Origin of the sequence: Bradyrhizobium sp. CCBAU 53415, from assembly GCF_028128735.1 — a bacterium.
GTDB lineage: Bacteria > Pseudomonadota > Alphaproteobacteria > Rhizobiales > Xanthobacteraceae > Bradyrhizobium.
The window spans coordinates 109,794-128,168 of the sequence record NZ_LBJF01000017.1 but is presented as its reverse complement, the minus strand read 5'-3'; the positions used below and the strand labels follow the sequence as shown (position 1 = coordinate 128,168).

The following is an 18,375-nucleotide window of genomic DNA, read 5'->3' as shown; positions in this document are numbered from 1 at the left end:
CCTTTTGCATTGGCGCGATCGCGCGTCTTTGGATTCCTTGAGGACCAGCGGGATGGACGAAGTGATCAAGGCGAAGCGCCAACAGCAGAACGCGGGCTCCAGCCTGCGCGCAATTACGATCCGTGGCGCGCGCGAGCACAACCTCAAGAATATCGACGTCGAGATCCCCCGCGACAAGCTGGTGGTGTTCACGGGCCTCTCCGGCTCCGGCAAATCCTCGCTCGCCTTCGACACCATCTATGCCGAGGGCCAGCGCCGCTACGTCGAATCGCTGTCGGCCTATGCGCGCCAGTTCCTGGAGATGATGCAGAAGCCCGACGTCGACCAGATCGACGGCCTGTCGCCGGCGATCTCGATCGAGCAGAAGACGACGTCGAAGAACCCGCGCTCCACCGTCGGCACCGTCACCGAGATCTACGACTACATGCGCCTGCTCTGGGCCCGCGTCGGCGTGCCCTATTCGCCGGCCACGGGCCTGCCGATCGAGAGCCAGACCGTCTCGCAGATGGTCGACCGCGTGCTGGCCCTGCCCGAAGGCACCCGCCTTTATCTGCTCGCGCCGGTCGTGCGCGGCCGCAAGGGCGAGTACCGCAAGGAACTCGCCGAATGGCTCAAGAAGGGCTTTCAGCGCGTCAAGATCGACGGCACCTTCCATGAGCTCGCGGAAGCGCCGACGCTGGACAAGAAATTTCCCCACGACATCGACGTCGTGGTCGACCGCATCGTGGTCCGCGCCGACATCGGCCAGCGCCTCGCCGAAAGCTTCGAGACCGCGCTGAAGCTCGCTGAAGGTCTTGCCGTCATCGAGTTCGCCGACGCGCCGGCGGCGCTTGCGGAAGAGAAAGAGAAAAAGAAGACCGCGAAGATCCACGACAAGAGCGGCCCCGAGCGCATCCTGTTCTCGGAAAAATTCGCCTGTCCGGTCTCCGGTTTCACCATCCCCGAGATCGAGCCGCGCCTGTTCTCGTTCAACAATCCCTATGGCGCCTGTCCCGCCTGCGGCGGCCTCGGCGTCGAGCAGCATGTCGACGAGGATCTCGTCATCCCCGACAAGGATCTGACATTGCGCAAGGGCGCGATCGCGCCCTGGGCCAAATCGTCATCGCCCTATTACGTGCAGACGCTGACCGCGCTCGGCAAGCACTACAAGTTCACGCTCGACACCAAGTGGAAGGATCTGCCGAAGAAGACGAAAGACGCGCTGCTCTATGGCTCAGGCGAGGACGAGATCAAGTTCTCCTACGAGGACGGGGTCCGCTCCTACGACACCAGGAAGCCGTTCGAGGGCGTCATCACCAACATCAACCGACGCTATCGCGAGACCGAGAGCGAGTGGGCGCGCGAGGAGCTGGCGAAATATTTCCACGACGTGCCCTGCGAAGCCTGCAAGGGTTTCCGGCTGAAGCCGGAAGCACTGTGCGTCAAGGTCGGGGCCAAGCATATCGGCGAGATCTCGGAGCTGTCGGTCAGAAAGGCCGGCGAATGGTTCGAGACCGTGATGGATGCGCTGAACGCGCAGCAGAAGGAGATCGCCGGCCGCATCCTGAAAGAGATCCGCGAGCGCCTCACCTTCCTGCTCGACGTCGGCCTCAACTACCTCACGCTGTCGCGCTCCTCCGGCACGCTGTCCGGCGGCGAGAGCCAGCGCATCCGCCTCGCCTCGCAGATCGGCTCGGGGCTGACGGGCGTGCTCTACGTGCTGGACGAGCCCTCGATCGGCCTGCACCAGCGCGACAATGCCCGCCTGCTCGATACGCTGAAGCGGCTTCGCGACCTCGGCAACACCGTGGTCGTGGTCGAGCATGACGAGGACGCCATCCGCCTCGCCGACTACGTGCTCGACATCGGCCCCGGCGCCGGCATGCATGGCGGCCACATCGTCGCCGAAGGCACGCCCGCCGAGATCATGCGCAACCCGAAATCGCTGACCGGCAAATACCTGACCGGCGAGCTTGAGGTCGAGGTGCCGGAGCGGCGTCCGCCGAACCATCGCCGCACCATCAAGGTGGTCAACGCTCGCGGCAATAACCTCAAGAACGTCACCGCGGAGATCCCGCTCGGCCTGTTCACCTGCGTCACCGGCGTCTCCGGCGGCGGCAAGTCGACGCTGCTGATCGACACGCTCTATCGCGCCATCGCCCGCAAGCTGAACAATGCCAGTGAAGGCGCCGCCCCGCACGACCGCATCGAGGGCCTCGAGCACATCGACAAGATCATCGACATCGACCAGTCGCCGATCGGCCGCACCCCGCGCTCGAACCCGGCGACCTACACCGGCGCCTTCACGCCGATCCGCGAATGGTTTGCGGGCCTGCCCGAGGCCAAGGCGCGGGGCTACGAGCCCGGCCGCTTCTCCTTCAACGTCAAGGGCGGCCGCTGCGAGGCCTGCCAGGGCGACGGCGTCATCAAGATCGAGATGCACTTCCTGCCCGACGTCTACGTCACCTGCGACGTCTGCAAGGGCAAGCGCTACAACCGCGAGACGCTGGAGGTCCTGTTCAAGGGCAAGTCCATCGCCGACGTGCTCGACATGACCGTCGAGGAAGCCGCCGAGTTCTTCAAGGCGGTGCCGCGCGTCCGCGAGACCTTTCAGACCCTGCACCGCGTCGGCCTCGACTACATCCATGTCGGCCAGCAGGCCACCACGCTCTCGGGCGGCGAAGCCCAGCGCGTCAAGCTGGCAAAAGAGCTGTCCAAGCGCGCCACCGGCCGCACGCTCTACATCCTGGACGAACCCACCACCGGCCTGCACTTCCACGACGTCAAGAAGCTGCTTGAGGTGCTGCACGAGTTGGTCGCGCAGGGCAACACCGTCGTCGTCATCGAGCACAATCTCGAAGTCATCAAGACGGCAGACTGGGTCATCGACCTCGGCCCCGAAGGCGGCGACGGCGGCGGCGAGATCGTCGCCTGGGGCCCGCCGGAGGACATCGCAAAGGCGCCGCGGAGCTATACGGGCAAGTTCCTGGAGCCGGTGCTGAGGAAGGCCAGGAAGCCGAAGCGGCGGAGCACGAGCGAGGCGGCGGAGTAGGCAGCCTTCGCTCCTACAGTCGAAGAAGCCACGATATCTGGTCACGACAAGCAGGCGGAAATACTACGCGGAGCGGATGATCCGGGAGGTTCGCGCGGACAGCGGCCTCGATCGATGGATCCTCGTGACCAAATAGGAAGGGTGGCTCGATCCTACTTGCCACGCTAACCACCGACAAATTCGATGACGGCCTCGCCCCTCGCGACGGCTTCGACTATCTGCGGCATGGCGCCGAGCAACTGGCGGATCAGCGTGCGATTGTCGATGTTACCCACCCGCACCCACAGCACGATCGGTCCCTGACTCTTTGCAACGCGCAGAAGCGAAAAGTCGCGATCCTTGTTGACGAGAACGGCCGATCGAGAAATGGCTTCGTTCCAGATCACCCCGTCGATCGCGTTTGCCATCCCGAACTCAGCCACATGAACCGCATCGTATCCAGCGCGACGCATGGCTTCCGCGAGTGCAGGTGGAAGCTGAGCATCGATCAAGTATGGCAAGCGCTATTTGGCCGCTATGATTGGGTGGTCGACCTGGCGGGCGGCATAGGCGAGCACAGCGTCGATATCGGCCTCTTCCAGATATGGATAATCTTCGAGGATGCTTTCCCGCGACTGTCCTGCGGACAGCAGTCCCAGGACGTCGGCAACCGTGATGCGCAGATCGCGAATGCACGGGCGTCCATGCATGCGTTGCGGATCGACGGTAATCCTTGCCAGCAGCTCCGACATCTGTCACCTCTGAACCTCAATATAGCATCTCCGATCACATCTGTCAGCGCGTCGCCGGCTGGGCCCGATGCGTGGGTCCGCCCGGTATTTCAATCTCCTCCATGCGCTACTCCCTCGCCATCTTCGATCTCGACGGCACGCTCGTCGACAGCTTTCCGTGGTTCCTGCGCACCATCAACGATGTCGCCGACCACTTCAATTTTCGTCGCGTGAAGGATGAGGACATCGACGAGCTTCGGCATGCGTCGAGCCGCGAAATCCTCTCCCGCCTCGAAGTGCCCCTGTGGAAGCTCCCCGCGATCGCGCGGCATGCGCGGCGGCTGAAGGCCGAGGCAGCCAGCGAGATCGCATTGTTCGCGGGCGTCGAGATGATGCTGCGGACGTTGGCTGACAACGGCGTTCAGCTCGCGCTGGTGACCTCCGACAGCGAGGCCAATGCGCGCGAGAAGCTCGGGGATGCCGCGTCGCTGATCGCGCATTTCGATTGCTCGGCGTCACTGTTCGGCAAGCCCGCGAAATTCCGCCGGGTTGTCAGGCGCGCAGGCGTCCAGCCCGAAAGTGTCATCGCGATCGGCGACGAGGTCCGCGACATCGAGGCGGCGCGGGCCGCGGGAATTGCCTGCGGGGCCGTGTGCTGGGGCTATGCGGCGCCGGCGGCGCTGCGGGCGCTGGGGCCGGATCATGTGTTCGAGCGGATGGACGAGATTAGGGCGACGCTTTGCCCGATGCCGTAGCCCGGATGAGCGCAGCGATATCCGGGAACGTCGGCGGATGAGGATGGCGCTGTCCCGGATGTCGCTTCGCTCATCGGGGCTACGATCGCTACGCCGCCCTACTCCGTCCTGCGCAAGAACGCCCCGAACGCGCGCGGGCCGTCGCCGGTCTTGATCTCGCTGATCACCTTCAGCTCAGCCGCGTCGATGACATCAAGCACGTTGCTCTCCCAGCAGGCGACGACGACGCGCTTGCCGTCGGCGGTCGCATTGATGCCTTCCGGATAGTCGCCGACATTGATGCGCTTGATCGGCTTCAAGCTCGCGAGGTCGAAGACGCTGACGGTGCCGCCATATTGGTCGGTGACGAAGCCGCGTCCTTGCGCCAGCGCCACAGCATAGGGGCGCATGCCGACCGGCACGCGGGCGACCTCGCGGCCTTCAGCGATGTCGATCACGTCGTCGTCGCGGTCGGCCGAGAGCAGCAGCTTGCCGTCGGGCGTCACCGCAAGCCCCGACGGCGAGGCGCCTACCGCAATGCTGGCCGTGACGCTGCGCGAGGCCGCATCGATCAGCCGCACCGCCGCCGCGTACCAGTCGGCGACATAGACTGACTTTCCGTCTGGCGCCACGGCGATGCCGAGCGGACCGCCGCCGACCTCGATGCGGCCCGCAACCTGGCGCGCAGCCGCGTCCACCACCGTCACCGCCTTGGCGTCGGGGCTCGTCACATAGGCAAAGCGTCCGTCGGCGCTGACAGCGACGCCCGCCGGCTTGCCGCCGATCGGGATGGTCGCAATGCTACGCAAATTGCCGAGATCCACGACCATCAGGTCGTCGCTGAGCTGGTTGGTGACGAACGCCTCCTCGGCAGCGGCGCGGCCGGGTCCGACGAGGCAAAGGCCGGCGGCGAGCGCCGCCAGTGCCAGCATCCGCACGGTCAGCTACCGCTCTCGATCTTCTTCTTGAGCGCCTCAAGGCCGGTCTTGTACAGCCCGCTCACCGCGGTCTTGGCGGCCTCGTCGCTCAGCTCCGGCGGCGGATCGTTGTTGGGATAGCCACGATAGAACGCGCCGGCCCATTCCAGCTTCGCCTTGCCGTCAGGCGCGGGCGACACCGTCAGCGTCGAGGAATAATTGGTCACCGGCAGCACCTTCACGTCGACCTTGGTGATGCGGTACGAATAGCTCATCATGTCGGGCTCGTATTTGTAGAGCTCCTCGTCGACGGTCGCGCCGCCCGTCAGCGTCAGTTGGCGTGTCGCGCCGATCTCGTTGCCCTTCTCGCCCGTGGTCTTGGTGACGGGCGGAAGCCAGCTCATGTCCTGAAAGTTGCGGATCGCGGCCCAGACCTTGTCCTGCGGCGCGTTGATCTCGATGGATTCCCGCACCTTCTGCCGCGTCGGTCCGTGGGCCCGGACTGGCTCAAAACCGGCCGTCAGAGCCATCCCCGCCACCGCCAGCGCCGCCACCCCGGCGATCGCCGTTCCGCTTCTCATCCGCATGTCGTTTCCTCACTCTTCAATCTGCGCGGCTTGAGGCGCGCTGAGGTCATCGTAACGCATTTTTGGAGGATGGGGAGACCCGTTCGTGGCACGGTTGTGGCGAGGCCGCGGCCTGCAATCCACACCAATCCTTGCGTTGCCCGACGGGCAAAACACCCCGGAGCAGGGTCAAGATGTCCACGCCGAAATAATTCGCTTTACTCGAATTCGGAATTGTCGCATGTTTCGGCCACCCCAACCCGGGCCGAGGGGCGGATCGCGATCGTCACGAACGCGGGATGGGACGTGGTGGACGCAGGCGGCGTCGGCGCGAAAGGTGATTGCAGGGCGGATCACTCCGTGAGCAGCTACCTGCGCGCACACGACCGGTGCAGCCTGCGTACGGCAAAATCGTGTGGTCCTGGCGCCCGGGGTCTGTGCGCCAAGGCTTGCGGTGACGTCGCGGCCCGACCGGGTTCGCACCGTCAGCCATCCGCAAGGCGACGGGGGCAATAGTGCATCGCTCCCCGGGGAGAGCACGACATAAGCCGTAAAACCGCTGCGCAGGGAAGGCCGGACGTTCAGGCTGCCCTGTATGCCGCTGTGCATCTGTTTCCAGCGCATTTGCGCACAGCGGACCGCGGGTGCCAGCCGGCGCCCGGCCATCCCTGCGCCCTCGGCACTTTCGAGGGTGATGACTGAGGCAAAGCTCGGACACAACGTGCCGCGAGAACGGGAAACCGCGCGTGCAATCAAGATTCGAACATGAATGGACTCGCTCTCGTGCCCCGGACGCAGCGCAGCGCCCCTTCGGCGGTGCGCTGCAGAGCCGGGGCCCATGCAGCGGCACGACGCGCGGACGCCTGGGTCCGGCTCTGCGCCGCAACGCTTCACGCGTTGCAGCTGGTCCGGGACACGAGAGTGGAAAAAGTTGCGCTCCACACTCCTCATTGCGAGGAGCCCCTTACGACGCGACAGAGAACGACCGCCAACGGCGCTATTACTCCGCCAGCGTGGCTTCCACAAATCCGCGCGGGTCGTCGCAAAACTCCCGCATCACCCGGTAATGATCGGTCTGCTCCAACGTGACAGGCTCAAGCCCGTACTTGCGGAGCCGCAGCAGCTGCGCGTTGGGATAGGCCATCAGCATCGGCGAATGGGTCGCCATGATCACCTGGCAGATGCGGGAGTCCTCCATGCGTCGCAGCAGCCTCAGGAATTCAATCTGCCGCGCCGGCGACAGCGCGGATTCCGGCTCGTCGAAGATGAAAATGCCCTGGCGCTGGCAGCGCTCCTCGAAGAAGCGGAGAAAACCCTCTCCATGGGAGTGGGACAGGAAATCGGGGCCGACCTGGCCGGCATCACGCGCAGCCTTGTCCAGATATCGCGCGACCGAGAAGAAGCTCTCCGCACGAAAGAACCAGCCATTGGTGATCTTCGGCAGCCAGCTTGCGCGCAGCGCCCTGGAGAGCTGGCCGCCCATCTTCTCGCGCGCTTCGGAATGATCGACCGGCATGTAACCCTTGCCGCCACCGGCATCGTCATAGCCGGCGAGCGCTGCGATCCCCTCGAGGATTGTCGACTTCCCGGTGCCGTTCTCTCCCACGATGATCGTGATGGCCGCGTCGAAGCTGAGCTCGAAATCATCGGGGAAGATGGGCAGGCAGAACGGATAGGCCTCGCGATCGTGAACTTGCGACGGATCGAGCCAGACCCGCTTCAAATACGGCGCAGGCAGGTTGATCGTTCGATTGCCTCTTCGTGCCATTGCCCGCCCCCCTGAAGTCTCTACCAGAACATACCAGGAACACGAGAATTGCAAAAGCGGTATCTGCACCCACTCGTCCAGGCCCAGCAGGCTAATCCACCACCTCCAGCACCAGCTCCATGGTCATCAGCACAGGATTGTCGCCGCGGATCAGACGGCCCTCCGCAATGCCGCCGGTGTAGTCGATCAAGGCAACGTCCAGCGCGGCTTTCAGCGCACCGGCGGGACCGGGCGCGATTGCACCGGCCGTGATCGCCAGTTCGGTGGCAAACGGCTCGGTGACGCCGCCATGGGCGAAACGCGCGCCGATGGTCGAGCCGACGCCGCCATGAATTTTCGCACGCGCAATGCCGTGTGCACGGCAGAAGCCTTCGAGGCAGAAGGCAAAGTCCTGATTGGGCCGCAGCCGCAGCGCGAAAGCGCGGCTCGTCGTGCGCGCGCCGATGCGCGCGGCCGACACCGGCCCGAACAGCTTGAAATTGGTCTCCGGATCGGGCTCGGCGGTAAACATCGCACCTTCAATGCCGAAGGCCTCGACCTCGAACGGTTCGGCAACAATGGTCTCATCCGGCATCATGTGGCCGCCGCTCGCCTTGCCATCCGCCTCGGTCCACAGCCCATGGCAATGAAAGAACGGCGCGCCGTCGCGCATGCCGAGCGTCATGCTGCCGAGCTTCGTGCGGGTCACGCCGCCGGGCCGGTAAGTGTCGCTGTAGAACGCGGCGTTCTCGCCGGTCTTCGACAGCGCGGGCATGACATAGGCGAACGGCCCAAGCGTGCCGCGCCGGAAATTCAGCACGCCGCCGGCAAAACCTTCCGCGGCCAAGCCGCGCCGCGCGGCTTCCAGCAGCGGCAGACCCGCTTGAAGCGTGAATGCGAAAGCGCGCCCCCTCGCCTCCACCCATTGAATGCGCTCAGGGACCGGCGCGCCCGGCTGCTTGATCCTGCGCATCACCTGCGCTCAGCCCGTCCTGGTCTTGTCGAGGTCGAGCAGCCCGCGCGCCTCGAGCTCGTCACGCACCATGCGCTTCGGCACCTTGCCGTAGCCGGATTTCGGCAGCGCCTCCCAGAAGAAGAACCGCTTGGGCATCTTGTAGCGCGGCACTTTCGGCGAGAGGAACGCCGCCATCTCGGCCTCGCTCACGGCGTTCGCGCCCTCGCGCGCGACGCAGACGGCAACGCCGACCTCGCCCCAGGTCGCATCGGGCACACCGAGCACGGCGACCTCGCCCACCGCGGGATGGGTCAGGATCTTCTCCTCGATCTCGCGCGGATAGATGTTGGAGCCGCCGGAGATGTACATGTCGGAGGCGCGTCCCGTGATGTAGACGAAACCCTCCTCGTCCATGTGGCCGAGATCGCCGGTGCGGAACCAGCCGTTGCGGAACGCCTTCGCATTGGCTTCGGGGTTATCGTAATAGCCGGCGAACACGGCAGGCCCGATCACGCAGATCTCGCCGCTCTGGTTGGCTTTGAGCTCCCGGCCCTCGTCGTCCTGGATCGAGACCTGCATGCCGGTGCGCTCGAAGCCGCAGGTGCCGATCTTCGCATGCGGGCCGTCCTCGGGATCGTGCAGCGCGGCCGGCAGCACGGTGATGTTGCCGGTGACCTCGCCAAGGCCGAAATACTGCACGATCACCCTGCCGAGCTTCTTCAGCGCAGCCTTCTGGTCTTCGCGATACATCGGCGCGCCCGCATAGATGACCTGGCGCAGCGAGGAATGATCGTATTTGTCGGCGGAGGGATGCTCGACCATCATCTTGAGGATCGTCGGCACCGTGAAGAGATTGCCGACGCGATGCGCCTCGATCAGGCGGAACGCCTCGTTGATGTCGAATTTTTCGGTCGGCAGCAGCACGGTGCATGCGCCACGCGCGGTCTGCATCAACTGGTGCACGCCGGCGCCGTGCGACAGCGGCGCCACCACCAGCGAGGCATCCTGCTCCGTCACCCCTGGTGTCAGGTCGGCGAGATGATTGGTGACGACGAATCCCATCTGGCCGTGGGTCAGCACGGCCGCCTTGGAGCGGCCGGTGGTGCCGGACGTGAAGAAGAACCAGCAGGGATCGTCGTGCTCGACAGCGACGTTCGCCACGTTCGCGCCGGCCTGCGATGCGATGGCATCGGCAACCGTCCACTCGCCGAACGCGGCCCTGCCATCGATGCTCCAGGTGAATTCCAGCGCGCCGCCGCTCACGACCGCAGCGTGCTCGGGAAAATCAACATGGCACAGAAACGCCTTGGCGCCGGAGGCCTGCGCGAGATAGCTGACCTCGTCCGGCATCAGGCGGAAATTGGTGGGCACCCAGACCGCGCCGAGCCGGAACGCGGCGAACATAGAGACGAACATCTCCTCGCCGTTCTTGGAATGGACGAGAATGCGGTCGCCCTTGACGATGCCACGCGCGGCAAGCGCTGCGGCCAGCGCCGAGACCTGCGCATCGATCTCGCGCCAGGTCCAGGATTTGTCTCCCCAGACGAAACCGGGACGCGCGCCATGCCGGCGCGCATTCTGGGTCAGCATGTGAGCGAGATTCATGACGCGGCGGGACATGCGCAGGGGCTGCATGGGGCTTCCTCTTCGACGACGGACAGCGCCCAGGCTGCCCGCTCATTGCAGCTCATTTATCGCCATCGCCAGCGCCCCTGCAAGGCCGGCTGCCGTGGACCTGCTGCCCTGCGCGTTCAGGGAATCTTAAATATGATTGGCGCAACCTCGGTTAGTTCTCGCGTACAGAGTACCGCATCATGGTCAAAGCGCCCGCCCTCCTGCTGTTGTCGTTGGCGCTGGCCGGATGCGCCATGGGGCCGCAGACGCATCTGGCCTCCGATCCCGCCTTCAAGCCTGCGCGCTATGCTTGGGATGGCGCCGGTCAGGATCCCAATCAGCCGCGCGCTTCGTCACAACCAACGCGGACCGCTGCCAGATCCGAGCGCAACAGGCCGCAAGCTGGCGTTCAGCCCTCTTCGAAGGAATGGTGGCAGGCGCAGGACGGCATCGAGGCCGAGCAGGACGCCAGGGTCAACCGCTCCCTGCTCATCTGCCACGGCTGCCTCCACCCGCAGCCTCAGGCCGAAGATTCCAGGCTCGCCAAAGCGAGCGATTGAACCGAACGACCTCAGCATCGGACAGCTGCCGACCCAACCGCGCGTTACGGCTTCGTACGCGCGGCTGGCAGCTGGAGGGGCAACGACATGAGCGACGTCATCGCCTGCCGAAATCTACGGCCTACTGTCCGTGCTTGAGCAAGTCCTGGTCGGTCATGTCCCAGTCCTGCCACAGCTGGAGTATGCCGAGCAGCACCACCACCGCACCGAGGCTCGTGTGATAGATGCGGAGAAAGCCCTCACCGGAATAGCCGATCACGTAAGGCGAGGCGATGAGCCACAGCCCGACCAGGATGGTCGCCACCTCTTCCCAGCGCTGCAAGGCCACATATTCGAGCTGGCTGATGCCAAACACGACCAGACCGATCGCGACCGTGTTCAGGATGACCGTCTGGTGTCCGGCGATCGCCTCCTCCTGGACGGGGAACCACGGCGAAGCCACGATCAGCGCGCCGACCAGCATCCCGCACCAGTCCTCCCATGTTCGATGAGTCTTCAAGAAACCAAAGTCCGACATCGTACCCTCCTGCAAAAGAGGCATACGTCTGCGGCCGGCGATCATGACACTCCGAATATCTGGCGACCCTGCCGGCCGGATTCGGGCGTATGTCCTTGCTAGGACGTGGGAACCGCCATGGGACATGCAAGGGCGGAGTCCGGAATTATTGACGCTGCGGCACCAGGCAGGTGCATTTGCAGCTGGCTTCCGTGCGGCGAGCTGCGTTGGCCGCGCCTTGCCAAAGGCGGGCTCGGCCCCCTAGATCAAAGGCTACGCTCCCTTCGGAAGGATCTGCCATGGCGGCATCGGTACGTGACAACAAGGACAGGAGCCGGTTCGAGCTCGATGTCGGCAGCGACATCGCTTTCGCCAACTACCGGCTGACGCCGTCCGCCGTCATCATCACCCACACCGAGACTCCGCGCGCGCTGCGCGGCCGTGGCATCGGGTCCGAGCTGGTCAAGGGCGCGCTGGACATGATCCGGCGCGACGGCAGGAAGGTGATCGCCGGCTGCGGCTTCGTCGTCGACTATCTCGCCAGGCATCCGGAGGATGCGGATCTGGTCGCCTGAAAGCGAAGGGACCCGCGAGATCGCGGGCCCCTGCGGCGCGACCAGGGGCGGGTCAGTGCTTGATCTCCGGCGGCAGCTTGCCGCCGTTGGCGGCGAGCTTTGACATCACCTGCTTGTGCAGCCAGACGTTCATGCTCGCCGAGTCGTTCATGTCGCCGCTGTAGCCCAGCTCCTTGGCGAGATCCTTGCGCGCAGCGAGGCTGGAATCGATGTCGAGCGCCTTCATGAGATCGACGATCGAGGTGCGCCATTCCAGCTTCTCGCCCTTATGTGCGGCCGCCGCCTTGTCGACGATCGCCGCCACATCGACGGCGGCCATGGGCGCGGCGGCCGGCGCCGAAGCGCCTGGCGCCCCTGCGGGCGCGCCGGGCGATGCTGCGCCACCGGCGGGCGCGGCGGTGGCCGGCTGGCTGCCGAAGATCGCGCTCATGATTTTCCCGAAAATGCTCATGTCTGCTCCCCGAAAAGGATCCGTTGGAAGGGCCTTATAGACGAAGTCACTGCGCTGTGCCCGCGAAGCTCCGCGAACGACCAGCATCAGCTTATCTGCGGCGAAATGACGACAGAATGACGTCGTTGTGGTTGCGCCGCGGCATCGAATTTCACCCAAGCGTGAGGGACAGGACTTGGACTTGGGAGTATGCTTGCCCTTCAGTTCGCGATGCCATCCGGAATTCGCGTCTGGTCGGGATCGCGAAATTTCAAAGAATGGCGGCCGCTTGCGCCGTTGCCGGCGTCGGACTCGGCCGCCCGGCAAGGGAGCTAGCGACCATGGCCACACTCTATCAGGGCAATGTCCCCGGGATGGCCCAGCCCTCGGATGCGGCTGGACCGGTGATCCGAACCATCCGACTGTCAGATTTGCAGGATGCGCTCAGGCGCGGCTGGGAAGACTTCAAGGCCGTTCCGAGCCACGCCATCATCCTCTGCGTGATCTACCCGGTGCTCGGCCTCGTGCTCGCCCGCGCGGTGATGGGCTATTCGGTGCTGCCGCTGTTGTTTCCGCTGGCTGCCGGCTTCGCGTTGATCGGGCCATTCGCGGCGCTGGGACTCTACGAGCTGTCCAGCCGGCGCGAACGCTATGAACCGGCCAGCGCCTGGGATGCCATGGAGGTGCTGCGCTCGCCTTCGTTCGGTGCGATGCTCGGCCTCGGCACGTTGCTGCTCGCCCTGTTCGTCACCTGGGTTGCGACCGCGCAGGCGATCTATATCGCGGCATTCGGCTACGAGGGCGTCACCGGCCTTTCGGACTTCATGACGCGCGTGCTGACCACGCAGCGAGGCTGGTGGCTGATCGCGGTCGGCTGCGGCACGGGCTTCCTGTTCGCGCTCGCCGCGCTCTGCATCAGCGTCGTGTCGTTCCCCTTGATGCTGGACCGTCATGCCGGCGCGTTCGAGTCGATGGTGACGTCGTTGCGCGTCGTCGCAAGAAACCCGGTGCCGATGGCGGCCTGGGGCGTGATCGTGGCGGTGCTGCTCGCGCTCGGGACCATACCGGCGTTCCTCGGCCTCGCCGTGGTGATCCCCCTGCTCGGTCATGCCACCTGGCACCTCTACCGCAAAGTGATCGCCTCGGAGCCCGGGGCACGGCCGGTACCGCCCCCGCCGCATCGTCCGCGCAAGCCCGCCGCCGACTTCCCGGCCAACCTCTTCCCGTGGCGAAATCGGACGGACGCCTGACGATATCGTGACATGCGATCCTGCCCCGGCTCGGGCAGGATCGCAGCTGGTGGGCGCCTTGCTTTGGCCGCGGTTCCAACTGAGATTGCGCCCGTCGGTCAGATCGCTTCTCAGATCGCTTCACGGAATTCATTTGCTCGAATGACCCCGACGATTTCCCGTCTCGCTGTCGCAGCCTTCACCCTTTCCGCGTTTATTCTGTCCGCCCAGCCAGCGGCGGCCGCCGTTGCTTGCGGGTCGGGCAATTTCGACGCTTGGCTCGCAGATTTCAAGACCGACGCCGCGGCGAAGGGCATCTCGCAGCAGGCCATCACCGCCGGGCTCGCCGGCGTGACGCTCGATCAGAGCGTGCTCAACCGCGACCGCTCGCAAAAGGTCTTCACCCAGTCCTTCGAGGAGTTTTCCGGCCGCATGGTGCCGCCACGCCTGGAGCGCGGCTCCAACAGGATGAAGCAATACGGCTCCGTGCTGTCGCGCATCGAGCAGGCCTACGGCGTGCCCGGCGAGGTCCTGGTCGCGATCTGGGGCCTGGAGACCGATTTCGGCGTCAACACCGGCAAGTTCGCCACCATCCGATCGCTGGCAACGCTCGCCTACGACTGCCGCCGCTCCGAGCAGTTTCGAGCCGAGCTGATGGATGCGCTGCGCATCGTCCAGCGCGGCGATCTCGCCCCAGCCGATATGAAGGGCGCCTGGGCCGGCGAGCTCGGCCAGACCCAGTTCATGCCGTCGTCCTGGATGAAATATGCCGTCGATTTCGACGGCAATGGCAAGCGCGATCTCCTGCATAACGCGCCGGACGTACTCGCCTCCACCGCCAACTATCTTGCCGGCTATGGCTGGCAGAAGGGCAAGGATTGGCAGCCCGGCAGTCCGAATTTTACGGTGCTGCAGCAGTGGAACAAGAGCGAGGTCTATTCCAAGACCGTCGCCTATTTCGCAACCCAGCTGGCACGCGCTCCTTAGACAACACTCGATAAAATTCACAGGGCCGACCGCCAGGCGACCGGCCCTCTCTTGGTCAGCGTTCACTTGCCCATGGCGGCGTGCGTCGCCTTGTTCAGGTGCGCGCCGCACGCACCCATCTTGCCGTTGAGCAGCGCGCCCTGCGCCGCCGCGATCTCCTTCTGCGCGACGAACTTGCTGTCGCCGTCGGCCATGTTCTCGATCGCGGTCTCCGTCTTCTCCAGATTGGCCCCGCTGCAGCCGCCCACGGCGTGCTTGGCGGCCTGGACCGGTGCGACCGCGAACGCGGCGGCGGCAATTGCGATAACCCCGAGTAACTTCGTCATGATGTTACTTTCCCTTCTCTTGTTCTTGGGCCAGACCCGGCGACATTGCTGGAATCTGTGTCATGACTTTCCTCCGGATGCGGCAACTTGCCGCAATAAATTCTCCGCGAGAATTGCGTGATATTGCACGCCGCGCAGAGCCGCATGCGCTTGGTCGTCAGGGGACGCACGTATGCCGTGTATGCACCGCATCAAATGGGGCGGTGATTGGCCCCAGACTTATGGCGGCGCATGCACCAGGGTGCGCCGATGCCAATCCTGTCGGGCAGCGCCCGCGAATCGTAGCCTGCGCGGACGGATGACGGATCAAATACTGTAATTTATATTCACTTCTATATCTTACGTTTCATGCGATCCATGCATGCGGGACTTGGGCTTACAAGCTAACGCATCGTGTTGCGGATTATGAGGACGCAACCCATTTCAATCTCATCGGGAACCGCAAACGCCTGTTATAAACCCGTGATTTCACGGTATTTTATTGCAGAAGACGGTCAGCTCCGCTCAACTCCTGGGCAAGACCGCCAAGAGGTTAATCACCCCTTACCTGCGCTATGCGCGCTTCGCTTAGCTGCATCGCAACATCGGAACTTTCGCACTGCACCACTCTCACCTATATTCATTTCAACGATGAGGCCCGGACAAGGGCTGAATCGAACTACAGGAGACTACCAATGCTGCTCTCGCTCATCCGCATGATCCAGGCCTTCCGGGACTATCAGCGCAATGTTGCCGAGCTGTCCCAGCTCAGCGATCGCGAACTGGCCGATATCGGCCTCGATCGCTCGGACATCCCGCGCGTTGCCGCCGGCCAGTATCAGGGCTGATATCATTCAGCCCTTCACCGGAACGGACCGATAGCGCCCGCCTCGTGCGGGCGTTGTCGTTTCTGATGGCAGAAAACTCGATCTCGGCGATTCCACTCTCCGTGGAAAAGCGCTACCTGTCCGCCCCATGACAGGACCCCAATCCAACATCGTCCACGTGATCGGCGCCGGCCTCGCCGGTTCCGAAGCTGCCTGGCAAGTGGCGAAATCGGGCGTGCCCGTGGTGCTGCACGAGATGCGGCCGGACCGCACGACCGAGGCGCACCGCACCGACGGGCTCGCCGAGCTCGTATGCTCCAATTCGTTCCGCTCGGACGATGCCGCCAACAACGCCGTCGGCCTCTTGCATGCGGAGATGCGCCGGCTCGACTCGCTGATCATGCGCGCGGCCGATGCCAACCAGGTGCCCGCCGGAGGCGCACTCGCGGTCGACCGCGACGGCTTCTCCGCGGCCGTGACCAGGGCCCTCAACGACCATCCCCTCATCGAGATCGCCCGCGGCGAAGTCGATGGCCTGCCGCCGGCCCACTGGAGCAACGTCATCGTTGCCACCGGCCCCCTCACCTCGGCGCCGCTCGCCGATGCGATCCGCGCGCTGACCGACGAGAACGCCCTCGCCTTCTTCGACGCGATCGCGCCGATCGTGCACCGCGAGTCCATCGACATGTCGGTGGCCTGGTTCCAGTCGCGCTACGACAAGGTCGGCCCCGGCGGCAACGGCGCCGATTACATCAACTGCCCGATGACCAAGGAGCAGTATGACGGCTTCGTCGCCGCGCTGATGTCAGGCGAGAAGACCGAGTTCAAGGAGTGGGAGACCAACACGCCCTATTTCGACGGCTGTCTGCCGATCGAGGTGATGGCGGAGCGCGGCCCCGAGACGCTGCGCCATGGTCCCATGAAGCCCGTCGGCCTCACCAATCCGCACGATCCCGCCACGAAGGCCTATGCGATCGTGCAGCTCCGTCAGGACAACAAGCTCGGCACGCTCTACAACATCGTCGGCTTCCAGACGAAATTGAAGTATGGCGAGCAGCAGCGCATCTTCCGCACCATTCCAGGGCTGGAAAAGGCGGAGTTCGCCCGTCTCGGCGGCCTGCATCGCAACACCTTCCTGAACTCGCCAAAGCTGCTCGACGGCCAGTTGCGCCTGCGCGCGCAGCCGCGGCTGCGCTTCGCCGGTCAGATGACCGGCTGCGAAGGCTACGTGGAATCCGCCAGCGTCGGCTTGATCGCCGGTCTCTACGCCGCCGCGGACGCGCGCGGCGAGACGCTTGCAAGTCCGCCGAACACGACCGCGCTTGGATCGCTGCTCGGCCACATCACCGGCGGCCATATCGAGACGATCGAACCGGGCACGCGCTCGTTCCAGCCGATGAACATCAATTTCGGCCTGTTCCCGCCGCTCGCAAACGTGCCGACCAAGAAGCCCGACGGCACGCGGTTGCGCGGCAACGAGAAGACGGTGGCCAAGAAGCAGGCGATGAGCGCACGGGCGCTCGCCGATCTCGACCGCTGGATCGCCGATCACCTGCGCATTGCCGCTGCCGCGTGAGTTTTCGATGAGCCTCCCCAAGGACGATGCCGCGGAGCTGTCGGCGCGCTGGACCGAAGGCGTGCTGCTCAAGCGCGACGTGTTCTCGACCGTCGAGCGCGGCCGCTTCCGCAACGAGGGCGGCGAGACCGACGCGGTGCTGCGCCGGCTCGACGAGGTGCCATGGTGGTCGTTTCTGCTCGCACGCCATCTGTTCGCCCGCGAGAAGCACGCGCTGGTGCGCGCCAAGGGCCTCAACGTCGGTCCCGAGCTGCTGTGGGCCGGACGCCGCGCTCTGGTGCGCGGCTTCGTCGACGGCGTCGCGCTGCATCTGGCAAAGCCCCATGGCGATCTCGCCTATTTCCGCTCGGCCAAGACCGCGCTGCGCCGGCTGCGCCGTGCCGGTATCTGCCACAACGATCTCGCCAAGGAGCAGAACTGGCTGGTCGGCCGCGACGGCCGGGCCTATGTGACCGACTTCCAGCTTGCGGCCTGCTTTGCCCGGCGCGGCCGGCTCTATCGCATCCTCGCCTATGAAGACCTGCGGCACCTGCTGAAGCACAAGCGCTCCTACGCGCCGGAGGCGCTGACGCCGCGGGAGCGGAAGATCCTGGCGAAGAAGTCGCTCGCCGCGAGCCTGTGGCTCGCCACCGGCAAGAAGGTCTATCGCGCCATCACCCGCGGCCTGTTCAACTTCACCGACCGCGAGGGCGGCGGCCGGCGGCTCGTCAATGACGCGCCGGTGCTCGCCGAACTGATCCGCCGGAATCCCGCCGTGCGCGATACCGCCATCGTCGCCTTTGCCGACCGCCGCTCCGGCGTCGGGCTCTACGCCTTCGTCGAGGCCGATCAGGCCGCGCTCGAAGGCCAGCTCCGCAGCGAGCTTGCCGCGGCCAAGGGACCGAAGCCGCCCGAGCACATCCAGGTCGTGCACGCCCTGCCACGCACCACCAGCGGCAAGCCGCGCACCGAGGTGCTGCAACTGGTCGCCATGAACCAGCTCGACCTGATCGAGCCCATGATGAAGAACGAGCAGGACCGTGCCTTCCTCAAGGATATCCTGGAGCAGCGCAAGAACCTGCGCGACCGCTTCAATTTCGAGGCGAACCTGCCGGCGAGCTAGTGTGGCGGTCCGTG

The 18,375-nt window shown here is 65.0% G+C and carries 19 protein-coding genes; 9 read left to right on the top strand and 10 right to left on the bottom strand.

Annotated features, from left to right (window positions below):
• Window positions 1-52: 52 nt before the first annotated feature.
• Window positions 53-3,031, top strand: coding sequence for an excinuclease ABC subunit UvrA (uvrA, locus tag XH87_RS10360; RefSeq protein WP_271587189.1), 2,979 nt, complete (start codon window positions 53-55; stop codon window positions 3,029-3,031).
• A 164-nt stretch (window positions 3,032-3,195) separates the two neighbouring features.
• On the opposite strand, the gene XH87_RS10355 is transcribed toward uvrA, so the two are convergent.
• Entirely contained in the window at window positions 3,196-3,522 is a 327-nt protein-coding gene (locus tag XH87_RS10355) for a DUF5615 family PIN-like protein (protein WP_271587188.1), read from the bottom strand.
• Between the two features lie 12 nt (window positions 3,523-3,534).
• Complete coding sequence (locus XH87_RS10350; protein WP_130212464.1) at window positions 3,535-3,762, bottom strand: DUF433 domain-containing protein; 228 nt, start codon at window positions 3,760-3,762, stop codon at window positions 3,535-3,537.
• Between the two features lie 101 nt (window positions 3,763-3,863).
• Here XH87_RS10350 and XH87_RS10345 point away from each other — a divergent pair, with 101 nt between their 5' ends.
• Window positions 3,864-4,496, top strand: coding sequence for an HAD-IA family hydrolase (locus tag XH87_RS10345; RefSeq protein ID WP_271587187.1), 633 nt, complete (start codon window positions 3,864-3,866; stop codon window positions 4,494-4,496).
• 98 nt (window positions 4,497-4,594) lie between these two features.
• Here XH87_RS10345 and XH87_RS10340 read toward each other — a convergent pair whose 3' ends face one another.
• The 5 genes from XH87_RS10340 to XH87_RS10320 all read right to left on the bottom strand — a co-directional run bounded on the left by XH87_RS10340 (window position 4,595) and on the right by XH87_RS10320 (window position 10,295).
• Window positions 4,595-5,413: a YVTN family beta-propeller repeat protein gene (locus XH87_RS10340; protein ID WP_271587186.1), complete on the bottom strand. Its 819-nt coding sequence runs from the start codon at window positions 5,411-5,413 to the stop codon at window positions 4,595-4,597.
• Window positions 5,414-5,415: 2 nt separating this feature from the next.
• Complete coding sequence (locus tag XH87_RS10335; protein WP_271587185.1) at window positions 5,416-5,979, bottom strand: SRPBCC family protein; 564 nt, start codon at window positions 5,977-5,979, stop codon at window positions 5,416-5,418.
• A gap of 979 nt (window positions 5,980-6,958) precedes the next feature.
• Complete coding sequence (locus XH87_RS10330; protein WP_271587184.1) at window positions 6,959-7,726, bottom strand: AAA family ATPase; 768 nt, start codon at window positions 7,724-7,726, stop codon at window positions 6,959-6,961.
• Window positions 7,727-7,817: 91 nt separating this feature from the next.
• On the bottom strand, window positions 7,818-8,678 hold the full coding sequence (locus XH87_RS10325) for a PCC domain-containing protein (RefSeq protein WP_271587183.1): 861 nt from the start codon (window positions 8,676-8,678) through the stop codon (window positions 7,818-7,820).
• 9 nt (window positions 8,679-8,687) lie between these two features.
• Window positions 8,688-10,295, bottom strand: a complete 1,608-nt coding sequence (locus XH87_RS10320; RefSeq protein ID WP_271587182.1) for an acyl-CoA synthetase — start codon at window positions 10,293-10,295, stop codon at window positions 8,688-8,690.
• A gap of 179 nt (window positions 10,296-10,474) precedes the next feature.
• On the opposite strand from XH87_RS10320, the gene XH87_RS10315 reads away from it, so the two are divergent.
• Window positions 10,475-10,834: a hypothetical protein gene (locus XH87_RS10315; RefSeq protein ID WP_271587181.1), complete on the top strand. Its 360-nt coding sequence runs from the start codon at window positions 10,475-10,477 to the stop codon at window positions 10,832-10,834.
• A 121-nt stretch (window positions 10,835-10,955) separates the two neighbouring features.
• Here XH87_RS10315 and XH87_RS10310 read toward each other — a convergent pair whose 3' ends face one another.
• Complete coding sequence (locus XH87_RS10310; protein ID WP_035702635.1) at window positions 10,956-11,351, bottom strand: SPW repeat protein; 396 nt, start codon at window positions 11,349-11,351, stop codon at window positions 10,956-10,958.
• A 278-nt stretch (window positions 11,352-11,629) separates the two neighbouring features.
• Between XH87_RS10310 and XH87_RS10305 the strand changes: the two genes are divergently transcribed.
• Entirely contained in the window at window positions 11,630-11,905 is a 276-nt protein-coding gene (locus tag XH87_RS10305) for a GNAT family N-acetyltransferase (protein ID WP_035702614.1), read from the top strand.
• Between the two features lie 52 nt (window positions 11,906-11,957).
• Here the strand turns inward: XH87_RS10305 and XH87_RS10300 are convergent, their stop codons facing one another.
• Window positions 11,958-12,356: a DUF3597 domain-containing protein gene (locus XH87_RS10300; protein WP_271587180.1), complete on the bottom strand. Its 399-nt coding sequence runs from the start codon at window positions 12,354-12,356 to the stop codon at window positions 11,958-11,960.
• Window positions 12,357-12,676: 320 nt separating this feature from the next.
• Between XH87_RS10300 and XH87_RS10295 the strand changes: the two genes are divergently transcribed.
• Both XH87_RS10295 and XH87_RS10290 read left to right on the top strand, forming a co-directional pair.
• Window positions 12,677-13,585: a DUF2189 domain-containing protein gene (locus tag XH87_RS10295; RefSeq protein ID WP_035702633.1), complete on the top strand. Its 909-nt coding sequence runs from the start codon at window positions 12,677-12,679 to the stop codon at window positions 13,583-13,585.
• A gap of 141 nt (window positions 13,586-13,726) precedes the next feature.
• Complete coding sequence (locus XH87_RS10290; protein ID WP_271587179.1) at window positions 13,727-14,551, top strand: lytic murein transglycosylase; 825 nt, start codon at window positions 13,727-13,729, stop codon at window positions 14,549-14,551.
• A gap of 62 nt (window positions 14,552-14,613) precedes the next feature.
• On the opposite strand, the gene XH87_RS10285 is transcribed toward XH87_RS10290, so the two are convergent.
• The gene (locus XH87_RS10285) at window positions 14,614-14,877 is read right to left on the bottom strand and encodes a hypothetical protein (RefSeq protein ID WP_271587178.1); all 264 of its coding nucleotides are present in this window, start codon (window positions 14,875-14,877) and stop codon (window positions 14,614-14,616) included.
• A gap of 674 nt (window positions 14,878-15,551) precedes the next feature.
• Between XH87_RS10285 and XH87_RS10280 the strand changes: the two genes are divergently transcribed.
• The 3 genes from XH87_RS10280 to XH87_RS10270 all read left to right on the top strand — a co-directional run bounded on the left by XH87_RS10280 (window position 15,552) and on the right by XH87_RS10270 (window position 18,361).
• Window positions 15,552-15,704: a DUF1127 domain-containing protein gene (locus XH87_RS10280; RefSeq protein WP_007590701.1), complete on the top strand. Its 153-nt coding sequence runs from the start codon at window positions 15,552-15,554 to the stop codon at window positions 15,702-15,704.
• A 127-nt stretch (window positions 15,705-15,831) separates the two neighbouring features.
• On the top strand, window positions 15,832-17,259 hold the full coding sequence (gene trmFO, locus XH87_RS10275) for a methylenetetrahydrofolate--tRNA-(uracil(54)-C(5))-methyltransferase (FADH(2)-oxidizing) TrmFO (RefSeq protein ID WP_271587177.1): 1,428 nt from the start codon (window positions 15,832-15,834) through the stop codon (window positions 17,257-17,259).
• A gap of 7 nt (window positions 17,260-17,266) precedes the next feature.
• Window positions 17,267-18,361 carry an AMP-binding enzyme gene (locus XH87_RS10270; protein WP_271587176.1) on the top strand — a complete coding sequence of 365 codons (1,095 nt, stop codon included), beginning with the start codon at window positions 17,267-17,269 and terminating at the stop codon, window positions 18,359-18,361.
• Window positions 18,362-18,375 lie beyond the last annotated feature (14 nt).

Coding starts and splice junctions, on each gene's coding strand:
- uvrA (WP_271587189.1), top strand. CDS start 53: ATGGACGAAGTGATCAAGGCGAAGCGCCAACAGCAGAACGCGGGCTCC.
- XH87_RS10350 (WP_130212464.1), bottom strand. CDS start 3,762: ATGTCGGAGCTGCTGGCAAGGATTACCGTCGATCCGCAACGCATGCAT.
- XH87_RS10345 (WP_271587187.1), top strand. CDS start 3,864: ATGCGCTACTCCCTCGCCATCTTCGATCTCGACGGCACGCTCGTCGAC.
- XH87_RS10335 (WP_271587185.1), bottom strand. CDS start 5,979: ATGCGGATGAGAAGCGGAACGGCGATCGCCGGGGTGGCGGCGCTGGCG.
- XH87_RS10330 (WP_271587184.1), bottom strand. CDS start 7,726: ATGGCACGAAGAGGCAATCGAACGATCAACCTGCCTGCGCCGTATTTG.
- XH87_RS10325 (WP_271587183.1), bottom strand. CDS start 8,678: ATGCGCAGGATCAAGCAGCCGGGCGCGCCGGTCCCTGAGCGCATTCAA.
- XH87_RS10320 (WP_271587182.1), bottom strand. CDS start 10,295: ATGCAGCCCCTGCGCATGTCCCGCCGCGTCATGAATCTCGCTCACATG.
- XH87_RS10315 (WP_271587181.1), top strand. CDS start 10,475: ATGGTCAAAGCGCCCGCCCTCCTGCTGTTGTCGTTGGCGCTGGCCGGA.
- XH87_RS10310 (WP_035702635.1), bottom strand. CDS start 11,351: ATGTCGGACTTTGGTTTCTTGAAGACTCATCGAACATGGGAGGACTGG.
- XH87_RS10305 (WP_035702614.1), top strand. CDS start 11,630: ATGGCGGCATCGGTACGTGACAACAAGGACAGGAGCCGGTTCGAGCTC.
- XH87_RS10300 (WP_271587180.1), bottom strand. CDS start 12,356: ATGAGCATTTTCGGGAAAATCATGAGCGCGATCTTCGGCAGCCAGCCG.
- XH87_RS10295 (WP_035702633.1), top strand. CDS start 12,677: ATGGCCACACTCTATCAGGGCAATGTCCCCGGGATGGCCCAGCCCTCG.
- XH87_RS10290 (WP_271587179.1), top strand. CDS start 13,727: ATGACCCCGACGATTTCCCGTCTCGCTGTCGCAGCCTTCACCCTTTCC.
- XH87_RS10285 (WP_271587178.1), bottom strand. CDS start 14,877: ATGACGAAGTTACTCGGGGTTATCGCAATTGCCGCCGCCGCGTTCGCG.
- XH87_RS10280 (WP_007590701.1), top strand. CDS start 15,552: ATGCTGCTCTCGCTCATCCGCATGATCCAGGCCTTCCGGGACTATCAG.
- trmFO (WP_271587177.1), top strand. CDS start 15,832: ATGACAGGACCCCAATCCAACATCGTCCACGTGATCGGCGCCGGCCTC.
- XH87_RS10270 (WP_271587176.1), top strand. CDS start 17,267: ATGAGCCTCCCCAAGGACGATGCCGCGGAGCTGTCGGCGCGCTGGACC.